The 25936-nt window shown below is 44.7% G+C and carries 20 protein-coding genes; 8 read left to right on the plus strand and 12 right to left on the minus strand.

Features of this window, described 5'->3' with window-relative positions; genetic code table 11:
- Positions 1 to 9: 9 nt before the first annotated feature.
- The 7 genes from VPNCDNU1_RS16105 to VPNCDNU1_RS16135 all read left to right on the plus strand — a co-directional run bounded on the left by VPNCDNU1_RS16105 (position 10) and on the right by VPNCDNU1_RS16135 (position 6725).
- Positions 10 to 771, plus strand: coding sequence for an IclR family transcriptional regulator (locus VPNCDNU1_RS16105; RefSeq protein WP_104401278.1), 762 nt, complete (start codon positions 10 to 12; stop codon positions 769 to 771).
- A 60-nt stretch (positions 772 to 831) separates the two neighbouring features.
- On the plus strand, positions 832 to 1515 hold the full coding sequence (locus VPNCDNU1_RS16110) for an RraA family protein (protein WP_104401279.1): 684 nt from the start codon (positions 832 to 834) through the stop codon (positions 1513 to 1515).
- A 109-nt stretch (positions 1516 to 1624) separates the two neighbouring features.
- A complete protein-coding gene (gene modF, locus VPNCDNU1_RS16115; RefSeq protein ID WP_104401280.1) occupies positions 1625 to 3076 on the plus strand; it encodes a molybdate ABC transporter ATP-binding protein ModF in 1452 nt (483 codons plus the stop codon).
- A gap of 110 nt (positions 3077 to 3186) precedes the next feature.
- Complete coding sequence (locus tag VPNCDNU1_RS16120) at positions 3187 to 4278, plus strand: PfkB family carbohydrate kinase (protein WP_104401281.1); 1092 nt, start codon at positions 3187 to 3189, stop codon at positions 4276 to 4278.
- Between the two features lie 10 nt (positions 4279 to 4288).
- A complete protein-coding gene (locus tag VPNCDNU1_RS16125; protein WP_104401282.1) occupies positions 4289 to 5197 on the plus strand; it encodes a pseudouridine-5'-phosphate glycosidase in 909 nt (302 codons plus the stop codon).
- A 144-nt stretch (positions 5198 to 5341) separates the two neighbouring features.
- On the plus strand, positions 5342 to 6259 hold the full coding sequence (locus VPNCDNU1_RS16130; protein ID WP_174715148.1) for a hypothetical protein: 918 nt from the start codon (positions 5342 to 5344) through the stop codon (positions 6257 to 6259).
- Complete coding sequence (locus VPNCDNU1_RS16135; protein WP_237324157.1) at positions 6252 to 6725, plus strand: hypothetical protein; 474 nt, start codon at positions 6252 to 6254, stop codon at positions 6723 to 6725. Before VPNCDNU1_RS16130 ends, VPNCDNU1_RS16135 begins: the two co-directional genes overlap by 8 nt.
- 66 nt (positions 6726 to 6791) lie before the next feature.
- Here the strand turns inward: VPNCDNU1_RS16135 and carB are convergent, their stop codons facing one another.
- The 4 genes from carB to secA form a co-directional block, all read right to left on the minus strand.
- The gene (gene carB / locus VPNCDNU1_RS16140; RefSeq protein ID WP_101112411.1) at positions 6792 to 10022 is read right to left on the minus strand and encodes a carbamoyl-phosphate synthase large subunit; all 3231 of its coding nucleotides are present in this window, start codon (positions 10020 to 10022) and stop codon (positions 6792 to 6794) included.
- A gap of 17 nt (positions 10023 to 10039) precedes the next feature.
- On the minus strand, positions 10040 to 11194 hold the full coding sequence (carA, locus tag VPNCDNU1_RS16145; RefSeq protein WP_104401283.1) for a glutamine-hydrolyzing carbamoyl-phosphate synthase small subunit: 1155 nt from the start codon (positions 11192 to 11194) through the stop codon (positions 10040 to 10042).
- Positions 11195 to 11675: 481 nt separating this feature from the next.
- The gene (gene dapB, locus VPNCDNU1_RS16150) at positions 11676 to 12485 is read right to left on the minus strand and encodes a 4-hydroxy-tetrahydrodipicolinate reductase (RefSeq protein ID WP_104401284.1); all 810 of its coding nucleotides are present in this window, start codon (positions 12483 to 12485) and stop codon (positions 11676 to 11678) included.
- 154 nt (positions 12486 to 12639) lie between these two features.
- Entirely contained in the window at positions 12640 to 15363 is a 2724-nt protein-coding gene (gene secA, locus VPNCDNU1_RS16155; RefSeq protein ID WP_104401285.1) for a preprotein translocase subunit SecA, read from the minus strand.
- 366 nt (positions 15364 to 15729) lie between these two features.
- Here secA and VPNCDNU1_RS16160 point away from each other — a divergent pair, with 366 nt between their 5' ends.
- Complete coding sequence (locus VPNCDNU1_RS16160; protein WP_104401398.1) at positions 15730 to 16194, plus strand: DUF721 domain-containing protein; 465 nt, start codon at positions 15730 to 15732, stop codon at positions 16192 to 16194.
- Between the two features lie 126 nt (positions 16195 to 16320).
- Here VPNCDNU1_RS16160 and lpxC read toward each other — a convergent pair whose 3' ends face one another.
- From lpxC to murD, 8 genes are all read right to left on the minus strand, one after another.
- Positions 16321 to 17238 carry a UDP-3-O-acyl-N-acetylglucosamine deacetylase gene (gene lpxC / locus VPNCDNU1_RS16165; RefSeq protein ID WP_101112416.1) on the minus strand — a complete coding sequence of 306 codons (918 nt, stop codon included), beginning with the start codon at positions 17236 to 17238 and terminating at the stop codon, positions 16321 to 16323.
- Positions 17239 to 17334: 96 nt separating this feature from the next.
- Entirely contained in the window at positions 17335 to 18567 is a 1233-nt protein-coding gene (ftsZ, locus tag VPNCDNU1_RS16170) for a cell division protein FtsZ (protein ID WP_104401286.1), read from the minus strand.
- Positions 18568 to 18597: 30 nt separating this feature from the next.
- Positions 18598 to 19863: a cell division protein FtsA gene (ftsA, locus tag VPNCDNU1_RS16175; protein ID WP_101112418.1), complete on the minus strand. Its 1266-nt coding sequence runs from the start codon at positions 19861 to 19863 to the stop codon at positions 18598 to 18600.
- A complete protein-coding gene (locus VPNCDNU1_RS16180) occupies positions 19856 to 20641 on the minus strand; it encodes a cell division protein FtsQ/DivIB (RefSeq protein WP_104401287.1) in 786 nt (261 codons plus the stop codon). The genes ftsA and VPNCDNU1_RS16180 overlap by 8 nt, the downstream gene beginning before the upstream one ends.
- Positions 20642 to 20835: 194 nt before the next feature.
- A complete protein-coding gene (gene murC, locus VPNCDNU1_RS16185; RefSeq protein WP_104401288.1) occupies positions 20836 to 22296 on the minus strand; it encodes a UDP-N-acetylmuramate--L-alanine ligase in 1461 nt (486 codons plus the stop codon).
- A 15-nt stretch (positions 22297 to 22311) separates the two neighbouring features.
- Positions 22312 to 23385, minus strand: coding sequence for an undecaprenyldiphospho-muramoylpentapeptide beta-N-acetylglucosaminyltransferase (murG, locus tag VPNCDNU1_RS16190; RefSeq protein WP_104401289.1), 1074 nt, complete (start codon positions 23383 to 23385; stop codon positions 22312 to 22314).
- Positions 23372 to 24562, minus strand: a complete 1191-nt coding sequence (ftsW, locus tag VPNCDNU1_RS16195) for a cell division protein FtsW (RefSeq protein ID WP_104401399.1) — start codon at positions 24560 to 24562, stop codon at positions 23372 to 23374. Before ftsW ends, murG begins: the two co-directional genes overlap by 14 nt.
- A 29-nt stretch (positions 24563 to 24591) precedes the next feature.
- On the minus strand, positions 24592 to 25935 hold the full coding sequence (gene murD, locus VPNCDNU1_RS16200) for a UDP-N-acetylmuramoyl-L-alanine--D-glutamate ligase (protein ID WP_104401290.1): 1344 nt from the start codon (positions 25933 to 25935) through the stop codon (positions 24592 to 24594).
- Between the last annotated feature and the right edge of the window lies 1 nt (position 25936).

Here is a 25936-nt window from a genome sequence, read left to right on the forward strand (position 1 = left end):
AGGTGCACAATGGCAAACAGTGAAAGTAAGTATTCAGTTCCAGCAGTAGATAAGGCGCTCAGTGTGTTAGAGCTGTTATCTGAATCCCCGGATGGAGCAACCCAGACAGAAATTGCACGCATGCTTGGGCGCTCCATCACCAGTCTGTATCGAGTGATTCAGGTGCTTGAAGAAAAAGGTTACATCTATTCCACGGGTCCCAAGTCCACCTATCACCTGTCTTTGAAAATGTTTGAGGTGGCCAATCGCCATTATCCGGTGCAAACTCTGGTTGAAGCCGCCCATGTGGAAATTAAATCCGTGTGCAAAGCGACACTCCAAAGCTGCCACATTGCGCTTCTCAACGGTGAAGAGATCATTATCATTCACCAGCAAGATCCCCCTCTCGGAACGCATTACTCTGTCGCGACAGGCAGTCGCTATCCGGCTCTGGAAACCAGTTCTGGGGCGGTAATGATCGCTTATTCTGATCAGGAAGTTCAGCAGACGTTCTACGACTCTTTGCCTTCAGACAAAGAGAGAAAGGCGCTCAAAGACAGGCTGGATAACATCATCCAGTTAGGGCATGAGCGGATGGAATCGCAAGTGGTAGCGGGTATTCTGAATTTATCTGTCCCCCTGTTTGACTACCGAAATCGGGTGGTTGGTGTGGCGACTTTGCCTTTCCTTTCTCAAAAATACGCTCAGGAAACCAGCCCGGAAGAAGCACTCAAAATGCTTAAAAACGCCTGTAAAACCATTTCCTGTAACCTCGGTTACCAGCGTTCCTAGGTAGGCATCTCATTAAGTGACACCTAAATTTATATCAACGGACGATAATCGGAGGTAACAATGTCAAACGACAACGCCTTGTTTACCAGAATCAAGGAAGAGCTATTCAGCGCCGTGATTGGCGATGTCATGGATAAAATGGGGTATACGCAGCAGTTCTTTCCCCCTTATCTCACTACGTTGCGACGAGACATGGTATTTGCTGGCAGAGCCATGACGGTATTGGAAGCTGACGTATTTGAGGAAGTTTCTTCTGAAAGCGCCAACCCAATAATGGCAAAGCCTTTTGGGCTGATGTTTGAAGCATTGGATAGCCTGAAACCCAACGACGTATACGTCTGTACTGGTTCATCTCCGGACTACGCGCTTTGGGGAGGTCTCATGTCTACCCGAGCGATAAAACTCGGTGCCGCTGGCGCAATACTGGATGGTTACATCCGAGACAGTAATGAGATCCTCTCGCTCGATTTTCCTGTCGCGAGCCGCGGATGCTACGCTCAGGATCAAGGTCCGCGTGGCAAGGTCATTAATTACAACGTTCCTCTAAGAGTGGGGCAGGTACAGATTCAACCCGGAGACATCATTTTTGGTGACTGCGATGGTGTGCTTTGCATCCCTAAAGAAATCGAAGACGAAGTGATTTCCAAAGCACTGGAAAAAGTGCGCGGTGAAATCGAAGTGCGAAAAGCTCTTGAAAATGGAATGAGCACAGTAGAAGCGTTTGAACGATTTGGCATCATGTGAGGCAACCAGTAGCTCTACCCAAGTCTAATTTACTTTTCCCTGCTGCTTTTTTACTCTGTAAAGAAGCAGTCAGTTATTAGTCTCTATTGACGTTACGCAAGGAAGCCGTATGCCCATTATATTCACCGATGTTGTTACCCAGACCCGTTCTCACCCGCTTTCCATATCTAACTGGACAATCCAAGAGAATCAGAATTGGGGGATATTTTGCGCCAAAGGCGACATCGGGGAGCAGCTTTATCATGTGCTTTCACAATCCATTGAATTGAAAAGCGGGCAGTGTGAAGCAACCGATCTTCGCATCGCTTACGTGTCTCTCAGTCAGCAGCAAACTCTTCTGGAGCAAGAACTTGCCGACGATGACACCGACTTTATGGACAGGTTCGACAATGGCTCAACCGTTCGAGAGTTGCTTCTCACCGATGAAAACAATCAGGAAGACGTGGAAAAACTCATCCAGCAACTCGATCTAGAGCATCTGCTGGATCGCGGTTTTCGTCTGCTCTCAACAGGAGAAACCCGCAGGCTAATGCTAGCGAGAGCGGTGTTGGAAAAGCCAGACCTTCTGATTCTCGACGAACCCTATACAGGGTTAGACATTGCCCACCGCGCAGCTCTGGCTCCCTTTCTTGAAGCGTTGAGTACGCAAATGCAGTTATTCATTCTGGTCTCACGTGAAAACGAGCTGCCTGAATGGATAGAGCAAATCGCTCTGTTTGATAATGGCAAACTCACGCAAACATTGACTAAATCTGAATGGCAGCAGCACCCCATCATCAATCAGATCAATGCACAGACCCAGAAACAAAGTGAGCAGGTGCTTGAGCTGTATAACAAGTACCAGCATCAGACAGGGTTTTCTGATCCTCTGGTGGAGCTGACAGATGGCAAGGTTGAGTATACGGATCAGAAGATCTTCTCTGGTGTAAACTGGCAAATCAGGCACCACCAGCATTGGCAAGTTAGAGGGCCAAACGGTTGTGGAAAAAGTACGTTGCTGGGGCTTATCTTTGGTGACCATCCACAATGCTACAGCAACGACATCCGACTGTTTGATATGAAGCGCGGCAATGGCGAGACGGTTTGGGATATCAAAAAACACATCGGTATGGTGTCTTCTGCGCTTCACTTGCAATATCGGGTCAGTTGCAAGGCCATCGAGGTGGTTTTGTCTGGCTTTTATGACTCCATTGGTCTTTATGAAGCACCAAGTAAAACGCAAGTTCAAATGGCACAAGAGTGGCTCGCCATTTTCCATATGAGTGACATTGCCAATCACCCTTTCCGTGAACTCGAATACGGGCAACAACGTTTGTTGTTGATTGCCAGAGCGTTAATCAAGCGCCCCGCTCTTCTCATTCTCGATGAGCCTTATCAAGGTTTGGATTTTCTGGGAAGACGCTTAGTAATGAATTCGTTAGAACTGATTGCAAAACATAATCTTAGTCAGCTTCTTTTTGTCTCTCATTACGAAGAAGACGCCATAGAAAGCATTCAAAATTTCGTTGATTTTGTCCCCAGCGAAGATGGTGAAAGTTATGTTGTCCAAATTACTCAATAAGTGTTTTCGCTCACATAACGTACAACGGCCAAGACAAATGTATTGACGTTTTTTTGCTCACACAGCAACCTAACAAAAGTTAGCCAGTCAAACTTTTGTTAGGGTTTCTTATGACGGAACGTGAGCAGCAAATCTTTCAGTTGATTAAACAAGACCCAATGATCCCACAGCAAAACATTGCGGAGAAACTTGGGATCAGTCGAAGTGCCGTGGCTGGGCATATCATGAATATGACAAACAAAGGCATCATCCTAGGGAAGGGGTATATTTTGTCAGAATCTCAATACGCCGTAGTGATCGGCGGTGCAAACATGGATATCTTAGGTCAACCCAAACACACCATGCATCAAGGTGATTCCAATCCTGGCGTCGTTTCATGCTCGCCGGGTGGAGTTGGTCGAAACATAGCCGAAAACATCGCAAGGCTTGGCACGGAAGTGCGTTTAATCTCTGTTGTGGGTAACGACACTTATGGGCAATTAATATTAGACAAAACACGCCAAGCGGGCGTTGATGTCTCGTCGGTATTGAAGCTTTCCGATGGTACAACATCCACTTATCTTTCTTTGCTCAATGAAGATGGCGACATGCAGGTTGCCGTTTCAGACATGTCCATCCTAGAGCGTTTAACCATTGAATCGCTAGAGCCTCACCTTGAAACCATTAAGCGAGCGGAAGTAATCGTCATTGATACCAATTTGAGTGAGTCACTGCTCGAATACATCTTCAGCCAGTTTTCCGATAAGCCGATATTTGTCGATACGGTGTCCAGTACCAAAGCAGTAAAAATCAAACCCTATTTAAACCAGATCCATACACTCAAACCTAATATCAAAGAAGCGCAATCTTTGTCTGATCTGCCTTATCACAATCAAGAAGACCTCAGCGCGATTGCCGACTGGTTCCTCAATCAAGGGACTCAACAAATCTTTTTAAGCCTTGGGGCAGAAGGTGTGTTCTATAAAGATCAAAAGCATAGCCAGCTTTTCCCAATCGTGAGCGCTCATATTGAAAATGCCAATGGTGCAGGTGATGCCTTCTTGGCTGGGTTAGCCCACAGCTTCATCAATAAATGGTCGGTAGAGAAAAGCGGCGAGTACGCCATGGCAGCCGCCAGCGTTGCGCTTTCTGATGTCGCAACCATCAACCCAAACTTTTCAGACAGCGCTATTCAGCGTGTATTAAATGAGACCGAATGTTAAAGGACACGATATGTTAACTCAGTATTTGGATGTAGCGCTTGAAGTTGCCCAAGCGCTCAAAGCAGGTCAACCCGTTGTTGCGTTGGAATCGACCATCATTTCTCATGGCATGCCCTACCCTCAAAACGTCGAAACTGCACTACAGGTAGAACAAACAGTCCGTGATAATGGCGCGATTCCCGCCACCATTGCCATTCTAAAAGGAAGGCTAAAAGTTGGGATGTCTCAAGATGAAATTGAATATCTAGGCAAAGCAGGGCAAAACGTTATCAAAACCAGCCGCCGAGATATTCCGTTTATTGTCGCCAAAGAAGAAGATGGGGCAACGACCGTCGCTTCCACCATGATCCTTGCTGCAATGGCAGGAATCAAGGTATTCGCGACTGGGGGAATTGGTGGTGTGCACCGTGGTGCAGAAACCTCTTATGACGTGTCGGCCGATCTTCAAGAGCTTGCCAATACCAACGTAGCAGTTGTGTGTGCTGGGGCAAAATCCATTTTGGATATCGGTCTAACACTGGAATATTTAGAAACGCACGGTGTGCCAGTCATTGGATACCAAACAGAAACCCTCCCAGCATTTTACACGCGAGAAAGCGAGTTCCAAGTCGACTATCGCCTAGACTCCCCTGCGCAAATTGCTACTGCTTTAAAAGCAAAATGGGAATTAGGACTGGACGGTGGCGCTGTTATCGCAAACCCAATTCCAGAGCAATACGCGATGAACAAAGCGGAGATTGATCAGGTCATAGCGAGCGCTATCGAAGAGATGGATGCAAAAGGTATTAAAGGAAAAGACTCCACACCATTCCTTCTTGCCAAAGTCGCAGAAAAAACCGCAGGTAACAGCCTCGCTTCTAACATTCAGCTAGTGTTTAACAATGCGAAATTAGCGGCAGAGGTGGCTGTAAATCTATAAATTTTATAAGGTGTTCCATAATACTGGGACACCTTTTTTAACTTCTAATACTTAAACCTTGAGCTGCTTCTAAAGAATCACTATCCCATTTAAATAAAAAGAAATTTTGCGGTGTAATTGGCAATATGCAACAAGGAATATATTGTGCAATCACTCATTAAGTCCCCAACATTCAACCCTAAGGTTAGCGCGCTACGCAGCAAACTGGATTACACCATCAACCAACAAAAACTTTTTAAAGCTATTGACTCCAAACCTGAAACCAGTGGAGCTGGAGTCATCTATATAGACAGTGAATTTACTATTGTTCAGCTCAGGAAGTTTGAAGCAAACTGCCGTATCAATCCTATAAACATTATTTTAAAAGAACCGCCAAAACCATTAAACCCTGAGCAATACGCTACTCACCTAAAATCTTCAAATAGAGAATCTAAGATAGTAGGTGAAGCTTTTGGAGCAGGTTTAAGTTGTGCTTCAGCAGTTATTGGATGGGTTGTTGTAATAGGAAGTGCTGGTGCGATACCCATTTCAGGTGGAACGAGTGCCGCTGTAACGTACTTGGGATATTCAGCTGCATTGGCTTCCACAGCTCAATGTTTGAACGGAGTAGTTAGAGTAGGAGCAGAGAAGTACGCACCTAATGATCTTGACATATTAGACTCACAAGAATGGTATCAAAATACAAGTAAAGCACTTGATTACATATCGCTTGCCGGGGTGGGCGCGGCGGGTGCGGCAACATTGAAAACAATTTCCACCTTAAGGGCGACAACAGGAAAAAGCACTTCTGAAGTATTAAAGGGGCTTACTCGTCATGAACGTGCAAGGCTCACAAAAGAAATATCTCGGCAAAACATACCTAACTTTTCATCGAAGGCGTACAAGCAGTTAATCAAAGCAGGGCAAGTCAAACGAAGATACTCTTCCTCAGAAATATCTAACGCTGTAAAACTTCAATTAAAAGATGCAATCGGGGCATCTTTGAGCTTCACAGGAAGCGCTACATCTGGAAACGTAAAGTCTATTGCTATAGGTATTTACGAGGAACTTAAATTTGAGTAATGAAACTGAAAACAATTATGTAACTCTGACCGCAAAAAGTGTTTGTGTAGTACTAGCTGTGTTGTTGTTATTGATGATAGGTGGAGGCTTTAATACATTCTATTTTGATATATTGTTTGGTATATCAGACAAATATGGTTTTTTCTATCTTTGGGGGGTAATGATCTGGGTAACCACATTACTTATCGGTATTCCATTTGGAATGATGATTATTCACGGACTAAAGTTTCTCAACCCAATTAACGTACTTAATGCCACTGTACAACTAACGATAGCAACTGCGTACGGGGTTATTGAAACAGACATTTTCAACCCTATCTGGTTATTAGCTTTATGCACTCCTATAGCAAGCCTATATCTTTTACATACATCCTCCTACAAAAACTTTGTCGAGTTCTACTACGTATTACAGAGCAATCGTCGACAAGAACGAAGAAGATTAAAAGAGCTCACCAAGCACAGATAGTCATCACATCAGACAACAAAAAGCCCGCTCATTAAGCGGGCTTCCTTTTATCGTTAGAAATGGCGATTAAGCTAAGCTTTCTTTCACTTTAGCGTGCAATTCCTGAACTGACGTGACGCTTGTTTTCGCATCGGCTGTATGTGCCATACAAGTTGCAAATGCTGCGTTTAGCGTTGTTGTGTAGTTCACTTTCTCTGCAAGAGCACCGCGACGAAGAACTTTCGAATCTTCAATCGCTTGACGACCTGCAGCCGTGTTCACGATGTAGGTGTACTCGTTATTCTTGATACGGTCAAGAATATGAGGGCGACCTTCATGTACCTTGTTTACCAAGCGAGGGTTAATACCCGCTTCACCAAGGATAACTGCAGTGCCGTGAGTTGCGTCTAGCTGGTAACCAAGCTTAGAAAGCTTAGATGCTAGGTCAACAACACGTTCTTTGTCGCCTTCACGAACGGAAAGAAGTGCACGACCACCTTCTGGGTAGATGTTGCCACAACCCAATTCAGCTTTCGAGTATGCTTCTGCGAACGTTGCACCCACACCCATTACTTCACCAGTAGAGCGCATTTCAGGACCTAATAGTGGGTCTACACCAGGGAATTTGTTGAATGGAAGTACCACTTCTTTCACTGAGTAGTATGGTGGGATGATTTCTTTCGTGAAGCCTTGAGACTCAAGAGATTGACCCGCCATTACACGTGCTGCAATCTTAGCGATTGGCGCGCCAGTTGCTTTTGATACGAACGGCACAGTACGAGCTGCACGAGGGTTAACCTCGATTAGGTATACTTGGTTGTTCTTAACCGCAAACTGCGTGTTCATTAGACCGCGAACACCCAATTCGAACGCTAGCTTTTCTACTTGCTCACGCATAACGTCTTGGATTTCTTGGCTTAGCGTGTACGCAGGAAGCGAACATGCTGAATCACCTGAGTGAACACCCGCTTGTTCGATGTGCTCCATGATACCGCCGATAACAACGCGCTCACCGTCACAAATCGCATCTACGTCCACTTCAACAGCATCATCTAGGAAGCTATCCAGTAGTACTGGTGATTCGTTTGAAACGCTGACTGCTTCGTTGAAGTAGCGGCGCAAGTCTTGCTCGTCGTATACGATTTCCATCGCACGACCACCCAGTACATAAGAAGGACGCACAACCAATGGGAAGCCGATTTCGCGAGATTTCTCAACCGCTTGATCCATAGTAGTCACGGTCGCATTCTGTGGTTGTAGAAGACCAAGACGGTCTACAGCAACTTGGAAACGCTCACGGTCTTCAGCACGGTCGATAGCATCTGGGCTTGTACCGATAATTGGTACACCAGCAGCTTCAAGAGCACGAGCCAATTTCAGTGGTGTTTGACCACCATACTGAACAATCACACCTTTTGGTTTTTCAACACGAGCGATGGCTAGAACATCTTCCAAAGTAACGGGTTCAAAGTACAGACGATCTGACGTGTCGTAATCGGTAGAAACAGTTTCTGGGTTACAGTTCACCATGATGGTTTCGTAGCCGTCTTCACGTAATGCTAGCGACGCATGTACACAGCAGTAGTCGAACTCAATACCTTGACCGATACGGTTAGGACCACCGCCCAAAACCATGATTTTATCATTGTCTGTAGGCTGTGCTTCACACTCTTCATCGTAAGATGAGTACATGTAAGCCGTGTCTGATGAAAATTCAGCAGCACACGTATCAACACGCTTGTACACTGGGTGGATGTCATATTGGTCACGTAGGCGACGAATTTCGCTTTCAGACACACCTAGCAAGCTTGATAGACGCGCATCGGAGAAACCTTTACGCTTCATTTTGCTTAGGACTTCTTGAGTAAGACCAGCAAAACCGCCTACTTTCACTTCGTTCTCTAGTTTCACTAGTTCTTCAATTTGAACTAAGAACCAACGATCGATTTGAGTTAGGTTGAACACACCATCAACAGATAAACCAGCACGGAATGCATCGGCAATGTACCAAATTCGTTCTGCACCTGCTTCTTTAAGCTCGTGGCGAATTTTCGACAGTGCATCAGGCGCGTCCAGATCAACCATTTCATCGAAACCATTTGCACCTACTTCCAAGCCACGCAGTGCTTTTTGTAGAGATTCTTGCTGGTTACGACCAATTGCCATCACTTCACCTACTGACTTCATTTGAGTCGTCAGACGGTCATTTGCTCCTGCAAATTTTTCGAAGTTGAAACGAGGAATCTTAGTTACCACGTAGTCGATGGTTGGTTCGAATGACGCTGGAGTTGCACCACCCGTGATGTCGTTCATTAACTCATCAAGCGTGAAACCAACAGCAAGCTTCGCTGCGATTTTCGCGATTGGGAAACCTGTAGCTTTAGACGCAAGAGCAGAAGAACGAGATACACGTGGGTTCATCTCGATGATAACCATGCGGCCATCTTTCGGGTTGATACCAAACTGTACGTTTGAGCCACCCGTTTCAACACCAATTTCACGCAGTACCGCTAATGAAGCGTTACGCATAAGTTGGTATTCTTTGTCTGTCAGCGTTTGAGCTGGAGCTACGGTGATTGAGTCACCTGTGTGAATACCCATTGGGTCGAAGTTTTCGATTGCACATACGATGATACAGTTGTCAGCTTTATCGCGAACAACTTCCATTTCGTACTCTTTCCAACCGATCAGAGATTCATCGATAAGAAGCTCGTTGGTTGGAGACAAGTCCAAACCACGGCGACAAATATCTTCAAATTCTTCTTTGTTGTATGCGATACCACCGCCAGTGCCACCCATGGTAAAGGATGGGCGAATGATACAAGGGAAGCCAACCATATCTAAAACTTTGTAAGCTTCTTCCATGCTTTTGGCTGTATCAGCAGTTGGGCACTCAAGACCAATGGATTTCATCGCTTTATCGAAGCGTGAACGGTCTTCTGCTTTATCAATTGCATCTGCCGTTGCACCAATCATCTCGACGCCAAACTCTTCAAGAACACCGTGCTTCTCTAGATCTAGAGCACAGTTCAATGCAGTTTGACCACCCATAGTTGGTAGAACCGCATCAGGCTTCTCTTTAGCGATGATGTTACGAACAACTTCCCACTGAATTGGCTCGATGTAAGTCGCATCTGCCATTTCAGGGTCTGTCATGATGGTTGCAGGGTTCGAGTTAACCAAAATAACTCGGTAGCCTTCTTCGCGAAGTGCTTTACATGCTTGAGCACCAGAGTAGTCAAACTCACATGCCTGACCGATAACGATCGGACCAGCGCCCAGAATAAGAATACTTTGTATGTCAGTACGTTTTGGCATTTTCTCTCTACTCCAAATTACGCTGAGTGCTGTTTAATTAGTTCGATAAAGTGATCAAATAGTGGCGCTGCATCATGCGGACCAGGGCTTGCTTCTGGGTGCCCTTGGAAACTAAATGCAGGCTTATCTGTGCGATGAATACCTTGTAGAGAACCATCGAACAGTGATTTATGCGTCGCGCGAAGGTTTTCTGGCAATGTATCTTCATCCGCTGCAAAACCGTGGTTTTGAGAAGTGATCATAACAACATTGCGATCCAAATCTTTCACTGGGTGGTTTGCACCGTGGTGACCAAACTTCATTTTCACAGTTTGCGCACCAGACGCCAGTGCCAAGATTTGGTGTCCAAGACAGATACCAAAAATTGGAAGACCTTTATCAAGGAAAACTTTAGTTGCTTCAATTGCGTAAGTACATGGCTCTGGGTCACCAGGTCCATTAGAAAGGAATACGCCATCAGGGTTAAGAGCAAGCACTTCCTCTGCTGATGTTTCAGCAGGCACAACCGTTAAGCGGCAACCGCGGTCGACAAGCATACGCAAGATGTTACGCTTTGCACCGAAGTCGTAGGCAACAACGTGGAATGGCAACTCAGCATCGTCTTTCGCTTCCGGAAGACCACCCGTGAGCGTCCACGAACCTTGTTTCCATTGGTACGCTTCTTTTGTTGTAACTTCTTTCGCAAGATCCATACCTTTCAAACCAGGGAACTCTTTTGCTTTAGCAAGAGCCAAAGCTTCGTCAAGGCTACTCTCTTTCAGTGAAGAGCAGGCTACAACACAGCCATTTTGAGCGCCTTTTTCACGAAGAATTCGAGTTAGCTTGCGCGTATCAATATCAGCGATGCCAACAATGTTTTGTGATTTAAGGTAATCAGAAAGAGATTGCTCGTTACGGAAATTTGAAGCGATAAGAGGGAGATCGCGAATCACAAGGCCTTGTGCATGAATGGAAGAAGATTCTTCGTCTTCGGAATTGGTTCCGGTATTGCCAATGTGAGGATAAGTAAGAGTAACGATTTGTTGAGAATAGGAAGGATCAGTGAGGATTTCTTGGTACCCCGTCATCGAGGTGTTAAAGACGACTTCACCAACAGCTGAGCCATCTGCTCCAATGGATTGTCCATGGAACACAGTCCCATCTTCTAGGACTAACAGTGCTGACTTACTCAAGGCAACCTCCAGAATAAAAATGCATTAACAGTGTATTTAATTGCAAACTCAGCCCTAAATTCGTTATAAAAACGCGCTTTTGGGGAATTTAGACAAATTGGCGGTATTCTAGTGATCACTGTGATTTGTGTCAACATTCTCAGTAAAAGAAATTTATCATTTGTTTGCTAAAACACATTAATTGGTGCAAAAGCCATATAAATCTAACTTATCTTCCTGTAACAATACGCCAAATGAGCATTGTTCATGAAAATTACCTTTATTTAGTAATAAATATAAGAAAATTGGTCACAGAGAAAAAGCAAACGATAATACATTGCAAGTTAATGCTCTTTTTAAGTCATTAAGGTGAAAACCAAGCTTAAGATGCTTAAATTAGAAGATTAACACTGGTAAAACTGGTGTGAAATTTAAGTTTATTTTGCAGGATATAGGTGAAATGAAGATATGCGCCAGAAGGCTCCAGCGCATAAATATTTAATTAAAGCTCATTCAGACCAAGAACATCGGTCATAGTGTAAAAGCCAGCAGGTTTTGATGCCAACCAAACCGCTGCTTTTACTGCACCATTGGCAAATGTCATGCGGTCGGTCGCTTTGTGAGTAATTTCAACGCGCTCACCAATATCTGCAAACATTGCAGTATGTTCACCAACAATATCGCCAGCACGGATAGTAGCAAAACCGATTTCATCTTTAGTGCGCTCACCAGTAATACCCTCGCGAGCATAAACTGCAACGTCACTTAGCTGATTTCCCATCGCTCCAGCAATTGCCTCTCCCATACCTATAGCAGTACCTGAAGGTGCATCGACTTTATGGCGATGATGCGCTTCAACAATTTCAACATCACAGTAATCACCCATAACTTTTGCTGCTTTTTCTAGCAGTTTAAAGACGAGGTTTACGCCAACGCTGTAATTTGGCGCCATAACGATAGAGATGTTTTTTGCCGCTTCATCGATCTGTGCACGTTCTTCATCAGAGAAACCCGTCGTACCGATTACGATTTGCTTCCCATGTTGCTTACAAAGTTCGATGTTAGCTAAAGTGCTCACTGGGGCTGTAAAATCAATGATGACATCAAATTCTTCAACCGCTTTGGCAAAGTCATCGACTAAAGCGACTTCGAAACGACCTTCGCCGCACAATTCGCCTGCGTCGACGCCGATAAGAGAAGATTCTGGTCTTTCAGAGGCTGCGCCAAGTTGCGCATCAGAATTCAGGTGGGTGGCTTTCACCAAGTTGCGGCCCATACGGCCAGCTGCTCCTGCAATCGCAATTTTTACCATTGCGTAAGTTCTCCATTTGTTACGATGTGATCAATGTAACGTAAAGGCTCGAAAGTTACCACAGTTAAACAAGGTTTATTCTTGGTACAAGACAGTAAAGTAGGTAGATACAAAAAGAGCCGCGACTGCGGCTCTTTTGGGAGAGAGGGAAGAATTAAATCTTACCGTGGCACTGTTTAAACTTCTTACCACTACCACATGGGCAAGGTTCGTTGCGCCCGACTTTACGCTCTTCGCGTTGGGTAGGTTGCGGACTGGATTCTTCTTGCTCACCATCAGAAAGTGGGTTTTCAGCTTGCTGATGCTGGAACTGTTGACGTCGTGCTGCTTCTTCCGCCTGTGCACGGCGCTGAGCTTCCATACGCTCCACTTCTTCTTCCTGTTGAACGCGAACTTTGCTGAGCACAGTAATCACATCAATTTTGAGTGAGTCCAGCAAACCTTCGAACAATTCAAACGACTCACGTTTGTATTCTTGTTTTGGGTTCTTCTGCGCATAGCCACGTAAGTGAATACCTTGGCGAAGATGATCCATCGCAGCAAGGTGCTCTTTCCAAAGTGTATCAAGAGTCTGAAGCATCACGGACTTTTCAAAGTTACGTAGGATATTCTCTCCCACCACTTTTTCTTTCTCTTTGTACGTTTCAACAGCAGTTTCAAGAATCTTCTCGCGAAGCGCCTCTTCGTATAACTTGTCGTCTTCATCAAGCCAAGTTTGGAGCGGCATGGTTAAATCAAAATCTGCTTTTAGGCGATCTTCAAGACCTTTCACATCCCACATGTCTTCTAAAGACTGAGGCGGAATGTATTCACTTATTACGCTGTCGAATACATCCGTACGATTTTGTTCAATCATGTCACTGATGTCGTCAGCACTCATGAGTTCGTCACGCAACTCGTAAACGACTTTACGTTGATCATTCGCAACGTCATCGAATTCAAGAAGCTGCTTACGAATATCGAAGTTACGACCTTCGACTTTACGCTGCGCTTTCTCGATAGAGCGCGACAACATTTTACTTTCAATCGCTTCACCTTCTTCCATACCACTTTGGATAAGGCTCGCCATGCGGTCAGAAGTAAAGATACGCAGCAGTGAATCTTCCATCGATAGGTAGAAGCGTGATGAACCAGCATCACCTTGACGACCAGAACGACCACGCAGCTGGTTATCAATACGGCGAGATTCATGACGCTCAGTACCGATGATATGCAAACCACCAGCTTCTAATACCTTGTCGTGTACTTCTTTCCAATCGGCTTTAATTTGGTCTATCTGCTCTTGAGAAGGATTGTCCAGTTGCTCCAGCTTCGCTTGCCAGCTACCACCTAATACGATATCGGTACCACGACCCGCCATGTTGGTCGCAATGGTCACCGCACCGGGAGTACCAGCTTGAGCAACAATTTCCGCTTCTTTTTCGTGGAATTTAGCATTCAATACGTTGTGCTTAACCTTGGCACTCTTCAGCGCGTTTGAAAGCAGCTCTGATTTTTCAATAGAAACTGTACCAACCAAAGAGGGTTGACCTTTTGCAGCACGCTCTTTGATGTCCTCAATAATGGCATTAAACTTCTCAGTTTCTGTGCGATACACCACATCTGGCATATCATCACGGATCATTGGTTTATTGGTTGGAATAACAACCGTTTCCAAACCATAAATTGACTGGAATTCAAACGCTTCGGTATCCGCAGTACCTGTCATGCCCGACAGTTTTTCGTATAGGCGGAAGAAATTCTGGAATGTGATAGACGCAAGCGTCTGGTTTTCATTCTGAATTTTAACGCCTTCTTTGGCTTCTACCGCTTGATGCAGACCTTCAGACCAACGACGACCAGGCATTGTACGACCTGTATGCTCATCGACAATCACAACTTCATCATCTTCATTGACGATGTAGTCCACATTACGCTCAAATAACACGTGAGCGCGCAGCGCTGCATTTACATGGTGAAGTAGGCTTATATTGGTTGGTGAATAAAGCGTATCGCCTTCTTCCATCAAACCATTCTTAATCATCAACTCTTCAACAAATTCCTGACCATTTTCGGTCAGGTGAACCTGCTTGGATTTTTCGTCCAGGGTGTAGTGCCCATCACCGCGGTATTCTTCTGTATCTTCCTTCTCTTGACGAACAAGGTTAGGAATCAGAGTGTTGATCTGAGTATAAAGATCCGAACTATCTTCAGCTGGACCAGAGATGATTAGCGGTGTACGAGCTTCATCAATAAGAATGGAATCCACTTCATCGACAACGGCAAAGAAACGCTCTCGCTGAACACGGTCTTCATCTCTGAAAGCCATGTTGTCGCGTAAATAGTCGAAACCAAACTCGTTGTTCGTTCCGTAAAGAATATCCGCTTGATAGGCTTCTTTTTTCGCTAAAGGGGGCATATTCGGTACGTTAACGCCAACCGTCATGCCAAGGAATTCGAAAAGTGGGCGGTTTGTTTCTGCATCACGAGATGCTAAGTAATCGTTCACCGTTACAATGTGCACGCCCTTACTAGGAAGCGCGTTAAGGTAAGCTGGAAGAGTTGCGGTTAAGGTTTTACCTTCACCCGTACGCATTTCAGCAATTTGACCATTGTTAAGGACCATACCGCCAATGAGCTGTACATCGAAGTGACGCATACCAAAAACACGCTTAGATGCTTCTCGTACGGTTGCAAATGCTTCCGGAAGTAAACTATCTAGAGAATCACCTTTTTCTAGGCGCTCGCGAAACTCTACCGTTTTCGCTTTCAATTCTTCATCAGATAATGTTTCAAATTCTGGTTCGTAATTATTAATTTCTTTGACTATTTTTCGCAGACGACGCAGAGTTCGATCGTTGCGGCTGCCAATTACTTTTGTCAGTAGCTTAGTTATCATTTTCAGTGAATCTCTCTGTTTAGATCGTGCTCGATCTATCCTTGTAACTTTCAGTCTCTACCAGTTCCAAACTAAGAATACTGAGATACATCATGTTTGTAAGAATATTGAGGCGGCACCTTTCATTTTCAAGCGCCAATCTTAATTTTCAAATTTGCCTCGTATATTAAGTGATTATCAAATTGACAACCATGGCTATTAGCAATTGTTTGAGACAGGTTTAGAAATTTTCGATGTTCGGACAATAAACCCTCAGAAATTTTCGACGCAGAGGCAGAAACTTACCCAAAGGCTTGGTATTCAAAGGTCACTGCTCTACACTCACGAATTAAGGAAGTCTCGGAATACAGTAGTGAGGAGATGGCGATGCGCGATCACAGACCGACACTGACAAATAATCTGCTTGAATCTCAACAGCTCAGTAAAATTCAAGAACATGCTAAGCAGATCAATGAACTAAATAAGCTATTAAAATCTCTATTACCCGCAAGCTTACTGGAGCATTGCCGAGCGGCTAACATAAAAGATAATCACTTAGTCATCGAAGTAGCTAGCGCTTCCGTTCAAATGAAACTGAATTATGATCGTTTGCACTTATTGACTCAGCTTCGCCAACAAGGGTACGCAAAACTGATGGGGGTTCAAATTCGAATAAACCCGTCTCTTTACCGAGGGCAAGATATGTCCGATCCGGATCCAGAATGGCAGGACGCTCCTGTTTCAGAGGTCGCCGCAGAGTTCTTAATTGCTACAGCAAATATGCCTAACGCCACACCTAAAGTGAAACAAAGGCTAGAAAACATTGCCAATTTGGCGAAAAAGAAGAAATAACCTAACACTAGAAATAAGAAAATTTGAGAAATAAGAAAATTGGCAGTAAATAAATTCTGTTTTTCAAAAACAAAAAAACCAGACTAGTGTCTGGTTTTTTTAATTATTTGTTTTTTGTGTTCGCTTCTACGCAAGAACCATATTAGGTTCACCGAACGCGACTGGAGACCCAACTTCTTCTTCGAAAGTTGCCCATTCCCACGCTTCTTGATCGGCAAGTACCGCTCTTAGTACTTTGTTGTTCATCGCATGACCGGATTTATAGGCGCGAAGTTCACCAACAATACTATGACCGCACATGTACAAGTCACCAATAGCATCAAGCACTTTATGAGTCACAAATTCGTTTTCGAAACGTAACCCTTCTTCATTAAGAATTCGGTACTCGTCCAAAACAATTGCACAATCAAAGCTACCACCAAGACACAAGTTCTGAGATTGAAGGTATTCAATGTCCTTCATGAACCCAAAAGTTCGTGCTCTTGAGATATCTTTGACAAACGCTTGAGAAGAAAAATCAAAAAGTAGATGCTGTTCGTCAGATTCAATTGCTGGGTGATCAAATTCGATAGCAAAATCCATACGGAAGCCATCATGAGGGACTAACTCAGCCCACTTATCACCATCTTCAACGCGAACCTTTTTCTTAATACGTACGAAACGTTTAGGGGCGTTGAGCGTCTCAATACCAGCCGACTGCAACAGGTAAACAAACGGACTCGCACTGCCATCCATAATAGGGATTTCAGGTGCATCCACTTCAACTATTACGTTGTCAATCCCCATGCCAGCTAGTGCGGCATTGAGGTGCTCAACGGTTGATATTCTGATACCTTCATCGTTGACTAGTGCAGTACAAAGCATGGTGTCGCGAACTGACGCAGGATCGGCAGGGAAATCGACAGGCGGATTCATATCCGTTCTGCGATAAATAACCCCTGTGTTCGCCGCAGCTGGACGAAGAGTAAGTGTGACTTTTCTACCCGAGTGTAAACCCACTCCGGTTGTCTTCACCATCTCTTTCAGAGTTCTTTGTCTGATCATTTACCTACCCCTACTACGTATACCAGCCGTGCGACCGGAAAATCGACCGCACATGCTACCACGTTTCTGACGAATATCAATTATTTCGTACAATAATCAGTCAGCTTGGCGTCTCAAGAACGCTGGAATGTCCAAATAACCATTCTCTTTTTCCTGCTTCGGTGCAGTGTTTGCACCACCTTGAGCAGGAGTCGAAGGGCTAGCTGGCGCAGCTGGCTGACTCTTCACCTCTTCACCTTTTGGCAAGTTATTCGCTTGCAAAGGCTGTGCCGTTTTTTCTTCAACTTTCGCTGCTGGAGCAGCAGGCTGTTGAGCTGGCGTGGTGTTTTGTGGCTTAGAAGCACCTGTTACTAAAGTAATTTCAGGTTTTTTTTCATTGCCAATTCCAGTTGCAACAACAGTTACACGGATTTCATCGGTCATGTCTGGATCCAGAGATGTACCAATAACCACCGTTGCATTATCTGATGCAAATGCTTTTACAGTATTACCGACAGTTTCGAATTCGTCCAGACGCATATCCAAACCTGCAGTGATGTTCACAAGAACACCTCTTGCACCTGCCAAATCAATGTCTTCCAGAAGTGGGCTAGAAATTGCCGTCTCTGCCGCTTCCTCTGCTCGGTCTTCTCCTTTAGAGACACCGCTTCCCATCATCGCATGACCCATTTCCGACATTACAGTGCGTACGTCCGCAAAGTCGACGTTAATCATGCCTGGGCGAGTAATCAATTCAGCAATACCTTGTACTGCGTTCTTAAGAACATCATTCGCGCTTGCAAATGCCTCAAGTAGAGTGACACCACGTCCCAATACTTTAAGCAGCTTTTCATTCGGGATGGTAATCAAAGAATCAACATGCTTTGATAATTCTTCGATGCCTTGTTCGGCAAAAGCAAGACGCTTTTTGCCTTCAAATCCAAATGGCTTAGTCACTACAGCTACAGTTAGAACACCAAGCTCTTTCGCTACTTCTGCGATTACTGGAGCTGCACCTGTACCTGTACCACCACCCATACCGGCCGCTATAAATACCATATCGGCACCGGTTAGAATTTCTTTAAGTCTGTCTCTGTCTTCAAGAGCCGCTTCGCGACCTACCTGCGGGTTTGCGCCAGCTCCAAGACCTTTGGTGATATCGCCACCAATCTGAATGACAGTGTTTACGCTCGTTTTACGAAGTGCTTGAGCATCTGTGTTGACACTGATGAATTCCACGCCTTCAATAGATTCACGCACCATGTGCTCTACGGCATTACCACCGCCACCACCAACTCCAACGACTTTAATTACCGCATCGTCAGACATTTCCATCATCGGTTCAAACATTTGTTATCTCCGTTTTTCCTGTATTTCAGGTTAAAACTCTTTCTGTATCCAATTACGCATTTTTTGAAACAACCCAGAAACATTAGACTGTCGCTTGGGTTCGTTGTAGTCGCCATCTTCAGAGAATTGGCTGTCTTTTGCGTAATGAAGTAATCCAACTGCCGTAGAATCATACGGCTCTTTAACGTAGTCAGTTAGACCACTGATTTCCAACGGTTTACCTACTCTGACTTGGTTGCGAAAAACCCTTTCGGCACATTCCACAACCCCTTCAATCTGTGCAGCGCCACCCGTTAAGACTACCCCTGCTGCGAGATGGTGTTTAATCCCCTCTGCACGCAGTTTGTCTTGAACGTTATCGATGGTCTGATTGACTAAACCCATAAGTTCAGTATATCTGGGCTCTATCACTTCCGATAGTGTTTGTCGTTGCAAACTTCGAGACGGACGACCACCAACACTCGGAACATTCACGGTATCGTCTTTACTGACAAGCTCACTTAGCGCGCAACCGTACTTTACTTTTATCTCTTCAGCATCGCTAACAGGCGTACCAAAAGCAAATGCGATGTCACTTGTCACTGCGTTACCGGCGTAGGAAAATACTTCCGTATGCCTAAGCGCACCACCAGTCCAAATGGATACATCCATTGTCCCAGCACCAATATCGACGACACAAACACCTAGCTCTCGCTCATCTTCGGTTATGACTGCATTACTCGAAGCTAAGCCAGAAAAAACCAGCTGCTCAACTTTCAGTCCGCAACGCTCTACCGCTTTAATAATATTTCTGGCCATGTCGTTATGGCAAGAAATCAGATGAACGCTGACCTCCATCCTTACCCCTGATAAGCCAAGCGGATTCTTAATCCCTTCTTGATAATCAATAGTAAATTCTTGAGGAATTACATGTAAAATTCGCTGTTCATCACCAATTTTTATGGACTTTGCTGTGTGGATCGCACGATCCATATCGTCCTGAGAAACCTCTTCATCTGAAATGGTTCCCATTCCTTTTTCAATCCTGCTAGCAATATGACGCCCGGAAAGCGAAATAAATACTTTGCTGATTTGGCATTCAGCCATTAATTCAGCTTGATCAACAGCCCTTTGTACTGACTTGACCACAGATTCAAGATCATTTACGCCACCTTTGTCCATGCCTCTCGACGGACTTGTGCCAGCGCCAATAATATTAATCTGTCCATCTGGCAGGCATTCACCTACCAAAGCGGAAACGGTCGCAGTACCAATATCAAGACCAACAATGATGTTGTCATCTGTGGTTTTAGTCATCTGTGCTCTCTTGTACTAAATCCTGATTTGGAAACCAACCTATTGCCGCTCCTGTATCATACCGTAAGTCGATATGACTAATCTGTTGCGATTTTGAGCCAAGCTTTTGATAAAGCGCAACAAAACGTGTTATTCGTTCAAGAAGCGCTTCTTTTCCAAGCTCCAAACGTATTCCGCTAGTCAAAATAACTTGCCATGCACGTCTGTCGTTTAGAAGTACGGAAGAAACATTGAGGTCCACTGGAACCAATAACTCTTGAATTTTTTGCCAAGCTTGCAATACTTGCTGATGGCTCCCTTTGGGACCATAAAGTTTAATTTTTTCACTCGTCAGCTCTGCAATATCAGCATCAAATACATTTCCTTCCATATTGAGCATGGAAATACCATTCCAAATAGCTTGGGCTTCATGCTCAACTAAATATACTTTGATTGTGTCTGGCCATTGTTTACGTATCGACACTCTCGCTACCCACGGTAGGGCTAATAAAGCATTTTGAAGCTCATCGACGTCTTGAGACATAAAGGTGCCAATATGCTCGAAAGAAGCAAAGGCACTTTGCACCTCTTTTGGCTGCACGTGGGTCAATTCCCCTTGCAGTACCAATTTAGATAATGGTAGCCGTTGCTCATCCCACATCCAATTTAATGTAGAAAACATCAACCAACCAATAAACAAGACAACAACGACTAAAAAACCTATTCCCAAGAATGTATTATGGGGTTTGGGTAACTCTTCGTACGTTTCTATTTCGCTTTCGTGGCTCACTGAGTACATACCAATGCTATCAATTCTTTAACGATATTCTTGTTCGGTTTGGAGCAGAACATCCTAAAACTAAAGATCATTCGACTGATTTACTCAAACTAGCGATTATACTGACCATCATCCCATAGTCCATCAACCACAAGAATAAATATGGTCTAGTGTGACACACCGGACAAAAAACAGACAAAATAAAGGCTTGGCTATTATTCCTGACGCATACGTTCTACGTTCAACTCTAAACCAGCCAACACTTTGGCAACTTTACCAACATCACCAGCCCCTTGTGTTAATACTAGGTCACCATCTTGGAGAACATTTGCTAGGACACTCGGTAAGTTTTGAGTTTCTGGAACAAAAATTGGGTCTAATTTACCCCTACTACGAATCGTTCGACATAAAGCACGACCATCTGCTCCAGCAATAGGCGCTTCACCAGCTGAATAGACGTCTAGCATAATAAGCACATCAACCTTTTCGAGCACATTCGCGAAATCATCATACAAATCTCTCGTTCTGCTATATCGGTGCGGCTGAAATACCATGACCAATCGCTTGTCTTCCCACCCAGCTCTTGCTGCATCGATAGTGACATCCACTTCACTAGGGTGGTGACCATAGTCATCGACGAGCATTGCCTTACCACAGCCCGTTTCGAACTCTCCCAAGTGATCAAAACGTCGTCCAGTACCTTGAGTACCAGCCATTGCGCTTAGTATCGCTTCATCAGCCACGTCATCTTCTGTTGCTACAGCAATAGCAGCGGATGCGTTTAGTGCATTGTGCTTACCCGGGATGTTCAATGTAATGTCTAGATTGGCTTTGCCTTTGCGCACAACAGTGAATTTACCCTGTTGCCCTTCTTGGCGGTAGTTTTCAATTCTTACGTCTGCATCTTCTGAGAATCCGTACGTAATGACTTGGCGACTGACTCTTGGAATCAGCTCGCGCACAACCGGATCGTCTATACACATGATTGCTTGCCCATAGAATGGCAGGTTATGGAGAAAATCAATGAACGTTTGTTTTAAGGTCTCGAAGTCGCCGCCATATGTATCCATATGATCGGCTTCTATATTGGTAACGATACTGACCATTGGCTGTAAATGTAAGAATGACGCATCACTTTCATCGGCTTCCGCAATAAGAATACGGCTAGACCCTAAACGAGCATTTGTACCGACACTTTTAACTAAGCCGCCATTGACAAATGTTGGATCGAGCCCAGCTTCAGAATAAATCTGCGTGACAAGCGCTGTTGTCGTTGTTTTACCATGCGTTCCTGCCACAGCAATACCATGTCGGAATCTCATTAATTCAGCCAACATTTCAGCACGACGAACGACTGGAATACGCCTTTCTTTCGCGGCAACTAACTCTGGGTTATCTTGTTGAATGGCAGTCGAGACAACGACTACACTCGCTTTTTCAACATTGCCTGCATCATGACCAAAATAAATCGTTGCACCTTTACCACTCAACCTTTCTGTTACTGGATTTTCGGCTAAGTCAGATCCTGAGATGTGGTAACCTTCATTTAAGAGCACTTCAGCGATGCCACTCATTCCGGCACCACCAATTCCGACAAAATGAATGGACTTCACTCTTCTCATCTCAGGCACCATTGCACGGATTTGAGAAATATCTTGGTTGTGTTCTATTGTCATTTTGTGTTTCTCATTCTATCGGTCAACAGACTGTTGAGTTAATTCTTTAATCGCATTCGCTACGTATTGATCAGCATTGGGTTTTGCTGACTTTAGGGCATTGCTTGCCATCTTCACCAAGCTCGCTCTGTCTAGCTGTTTTATGGCTTCTGACAATTTTTCGGCAGTAAGGTCAGGTTGCTCAATCATAATCGCGGCATTAGCACCAACAAGATGATCGGCGTTTAATGCCTGTTGGCGATCTTTATGCATGAAAGGAACAAAAATTGCGCCGACTCCTGCAGATGAGATCTCGGAGACAGTTAATGCTCCGGATCGGCATACAACTAGGTCTGCCCATTCATAAGCAGCTGATACATCATCAATAAACTCGGTTGCTTCAGCTTGAATACCAGCACTGTTGTAGGCTGATTGGACAGACTCTTGGTTTCCTTTACCTGCTTGATGGCGAATAACAAAGCCGTTTCCAAGCAAAGCTGCTGTTTCAGGCAATGTTGTATTGAGAATTCTCGCCCCTTGGCTTCCCCCCATTACCAAAATACGTATGTCGCCTTCACGGGACGCTATCCGAGATTCCGCAGAACCAAGAGTAGTCACATCTTTTCTCACGGGGTTACCCACTACCGGAACATCTTTAAAAGCACCGGGAAAGGCCTGAAAGACTTTGGTTGCGATTTTTGATAGCCATTGATTCGTTAAGCCCGCTACCGCATTTTGCTCATGAAGAACCAAAGGAATCCCCGACAACCAAGCCGCAACACCACCAGGTCCACTGACATATCCACCCATTCCTAACACAACGTCAGGCTGCCATGCTTTGATATGCTTTTTAGCTTGAAAGATAGCATTGAGGATTTGAAAAGGTGCTTTAATCAATTTTAAAACGCCCTGCCCACGAAGACCTTTCACTTGAATAAAGTCGATATCAATGCCGTGTTTTGGTACAAGGTCGGCTTCCATACGGTCAGCCGTGCCTAACCAACGAATTTCCCAGCCTTGGTCTTGCAAGCATTTGGCAACAGCAAGTCCTGGGAAAACATGCCCTCCCGTACCACCAGCCATCACTAATAAACGTTTATTTTGTTTCATTTGAGTTCTTATTTTCAGGAATCTTTATTTGTTGCGACAGTCGCCGCTCGTGATCTATTCGCATCAATATAGCTACCGCGACACACATCACTATTAAACTGGAACCACCATAGCTAATAAGCGGCAGAGTAAGACCTTTAGTCGGAACCATACCCGCTGCTGCACCAACGTTCACCAGTGTTTGAAACGCAAACCATATTCCAATACCAAATGCCAAGTATCCACCAAACATTTGCTTTGCTTCAAACGCTTTCTTTCCAATGAATATCGCTTTCAGTACTAACGCAAAGATCAACATCAGTACAATGCTAACACCAACGAATCCTAGCTCCTCGGCGATAACCGCGAAAACAAAATCGGTATGAGCTTCTGGAAGGTATTCTAACTTTTGTATTGAGTTACCTAACCCCTGGCCGAACCAACCACCTCGACCAAATGCCATCAAAGATTGAGTTAACTGATAACCGCTACCAAAAGGATCGTCCCACGGGTCTAAAAATGACGTGACTCGTCGTACTCGATAGGGCTCGACCAATATCAATACAACAACACCAGCAATCCCAACCATCATCAGTGCTAAAAACTGCCACAGTTTTGCGCCTGCAATAAATAACAGACCAAACATGGTCACCAGCATGACAATCACGGTGCCCAAATCTGGCTGCCCTAACAATAACAGAGCGACAAGACCGAAAACGATAATGGGCTTCATAAAGCCGCCGAAGAATGTTTTCCTAACTTCATCTTGTTTACGAACCAAATAACCCGCCATAAACATGAACAAGGATAACTTGGTCAATTCTGCTGGCTGCAAATTGAAAACCCCTAACGGGATCCAGCGAGAAGCACCATTAACGGACTTACCTGCCACCAACACAACAATCAATAGAACGAAACAAATTCCCAATAATATATGACTATATTTGAACCAACGATCCATGGGTATTTGAACAACAACTGAAGCCGCAGCAAACCCCACAACACAAAACACAAGCTGCTTATACATGAAGTAAAATGGTGTATCTGTAAGGCGACTACTAACGGGAAAAGAAGCTGATGTCACCATGACTAAGCCGATAAGCATTAATCCAAACGACAGCCAAAGTAGCTGTCTATCAAATAGCGCTTTGGGTGCCGGTTCAAACAACCAACGTTTGCAGTCTGAGAATGTTTCGATTAAACGTCCCAACAGAATACCCTTTAGCCTTACAAGGACGCGTAACGTTGAGCGAGTTGAGTAAACGCATCGCCACGTGCCATAAAGTTTGGATATTGATCAAAACTGGCACAAGCGGGGGACAACATGACAATATCGCCCTCGTTTAATTTGGATGCAATGTTTGCTAATGCGTCATCCATAGTATTCCAGCGAATGGCGGATGGGTGTAAAGACAAAAACTCACCGCCATCTTCGCCATAACAATGCAATGTCACTGGTAAAGACGCTAACACAGGTTCAAGTTCAGAAAAATCGGCACCTTTTCCATCCCCCCCAACCAACAAATGAAGTTGTCCTTCGCATTGCAAACCCGACAAAGCCGCTAGAGTACTGGCGACATTGGTAGCTTTGGAATCGTTCACCCACTTTACGCCGCGAGATTGAGCAACAACCTGACAACGATGAGTTAATCCAGTGTAGTTTTGGAGAGCGGATACGGATGAATGGTAGTCGATACCTGCCGCATCAAGTAAAGCCATGGCGACCAAGGCATTCATACTATTGTGTTGACCAACGAGGCTTAACGAAGAAGTCGAAACAAAGGGCTCTTCGCCTTTCGCGAGGAAAAAGTCATCATTCACTGTATTCAAACAATAGTCTGCATTGGAAGGCGCAAAAGTGATGATATCACCGGAATAATTAGGCGTTGGGAACGTCGCTGAATCCTGTTGATTAACAATGGCTTTTTGGGCATTTAAGAAAATTCGCTGCTTGGCGGCACCATAGGCGGCAAAATCGTCGTATCGATCCATATGATCTTCGGTCAGATTCAAATAAGCGGCAGCAGTTAGTGGTAAGTTTGATGTCGTTTCCAGTTGGAAGCTCGATAGCTCAAGCACGTAAAGGTCGGCATCCTCTACAAGGAGATCCAAAGCGGGAATCCCAATATTACCGCCAACTCTTGTCTTACAGCCTGCAGCATTAGCCATCACTCCAGTCAAATCGGTAACGGTGCTTTTACCATTTGATCCTGTAATAGCTATAACAGGTTTCGTTACTGCCCAACCAAACAATTCAATGTCACCGACAATAGGGATGCCTTGCTCAATAGCACGCTGCAATTCTGGTGTGGCTAACGCAATTCCAGGGTTCGCCACAATGAGATCAGCATTCTTAAGCCAGCTCTCATTCCAACTTCCAGTGTGGACAGCAACATCCGCATTCAGTTTATCCAAACCCGGTGGATTGTTTCGGGTATCGATGACTTTCACATTCAGAGATTGCTTCTGGCGTAGCAAGTGATTAACGACAGAAAGGCCTGTAATACCAAGCCCCACGACCACGACGTCTTTCACGTTCTCCCAACGCTGCTTGTTTGGATTTCCATTCATC

The sequence above is a fragment of the Vibrio penaeicida genome (assembly GCF_002933855.1).
Lineage (GTDB): Bacteria > Pseudomonadota > Gammaproteobacteria > Enterobacterales > Vibrionaceae > Vibrio > Vibrio penaeicida_A.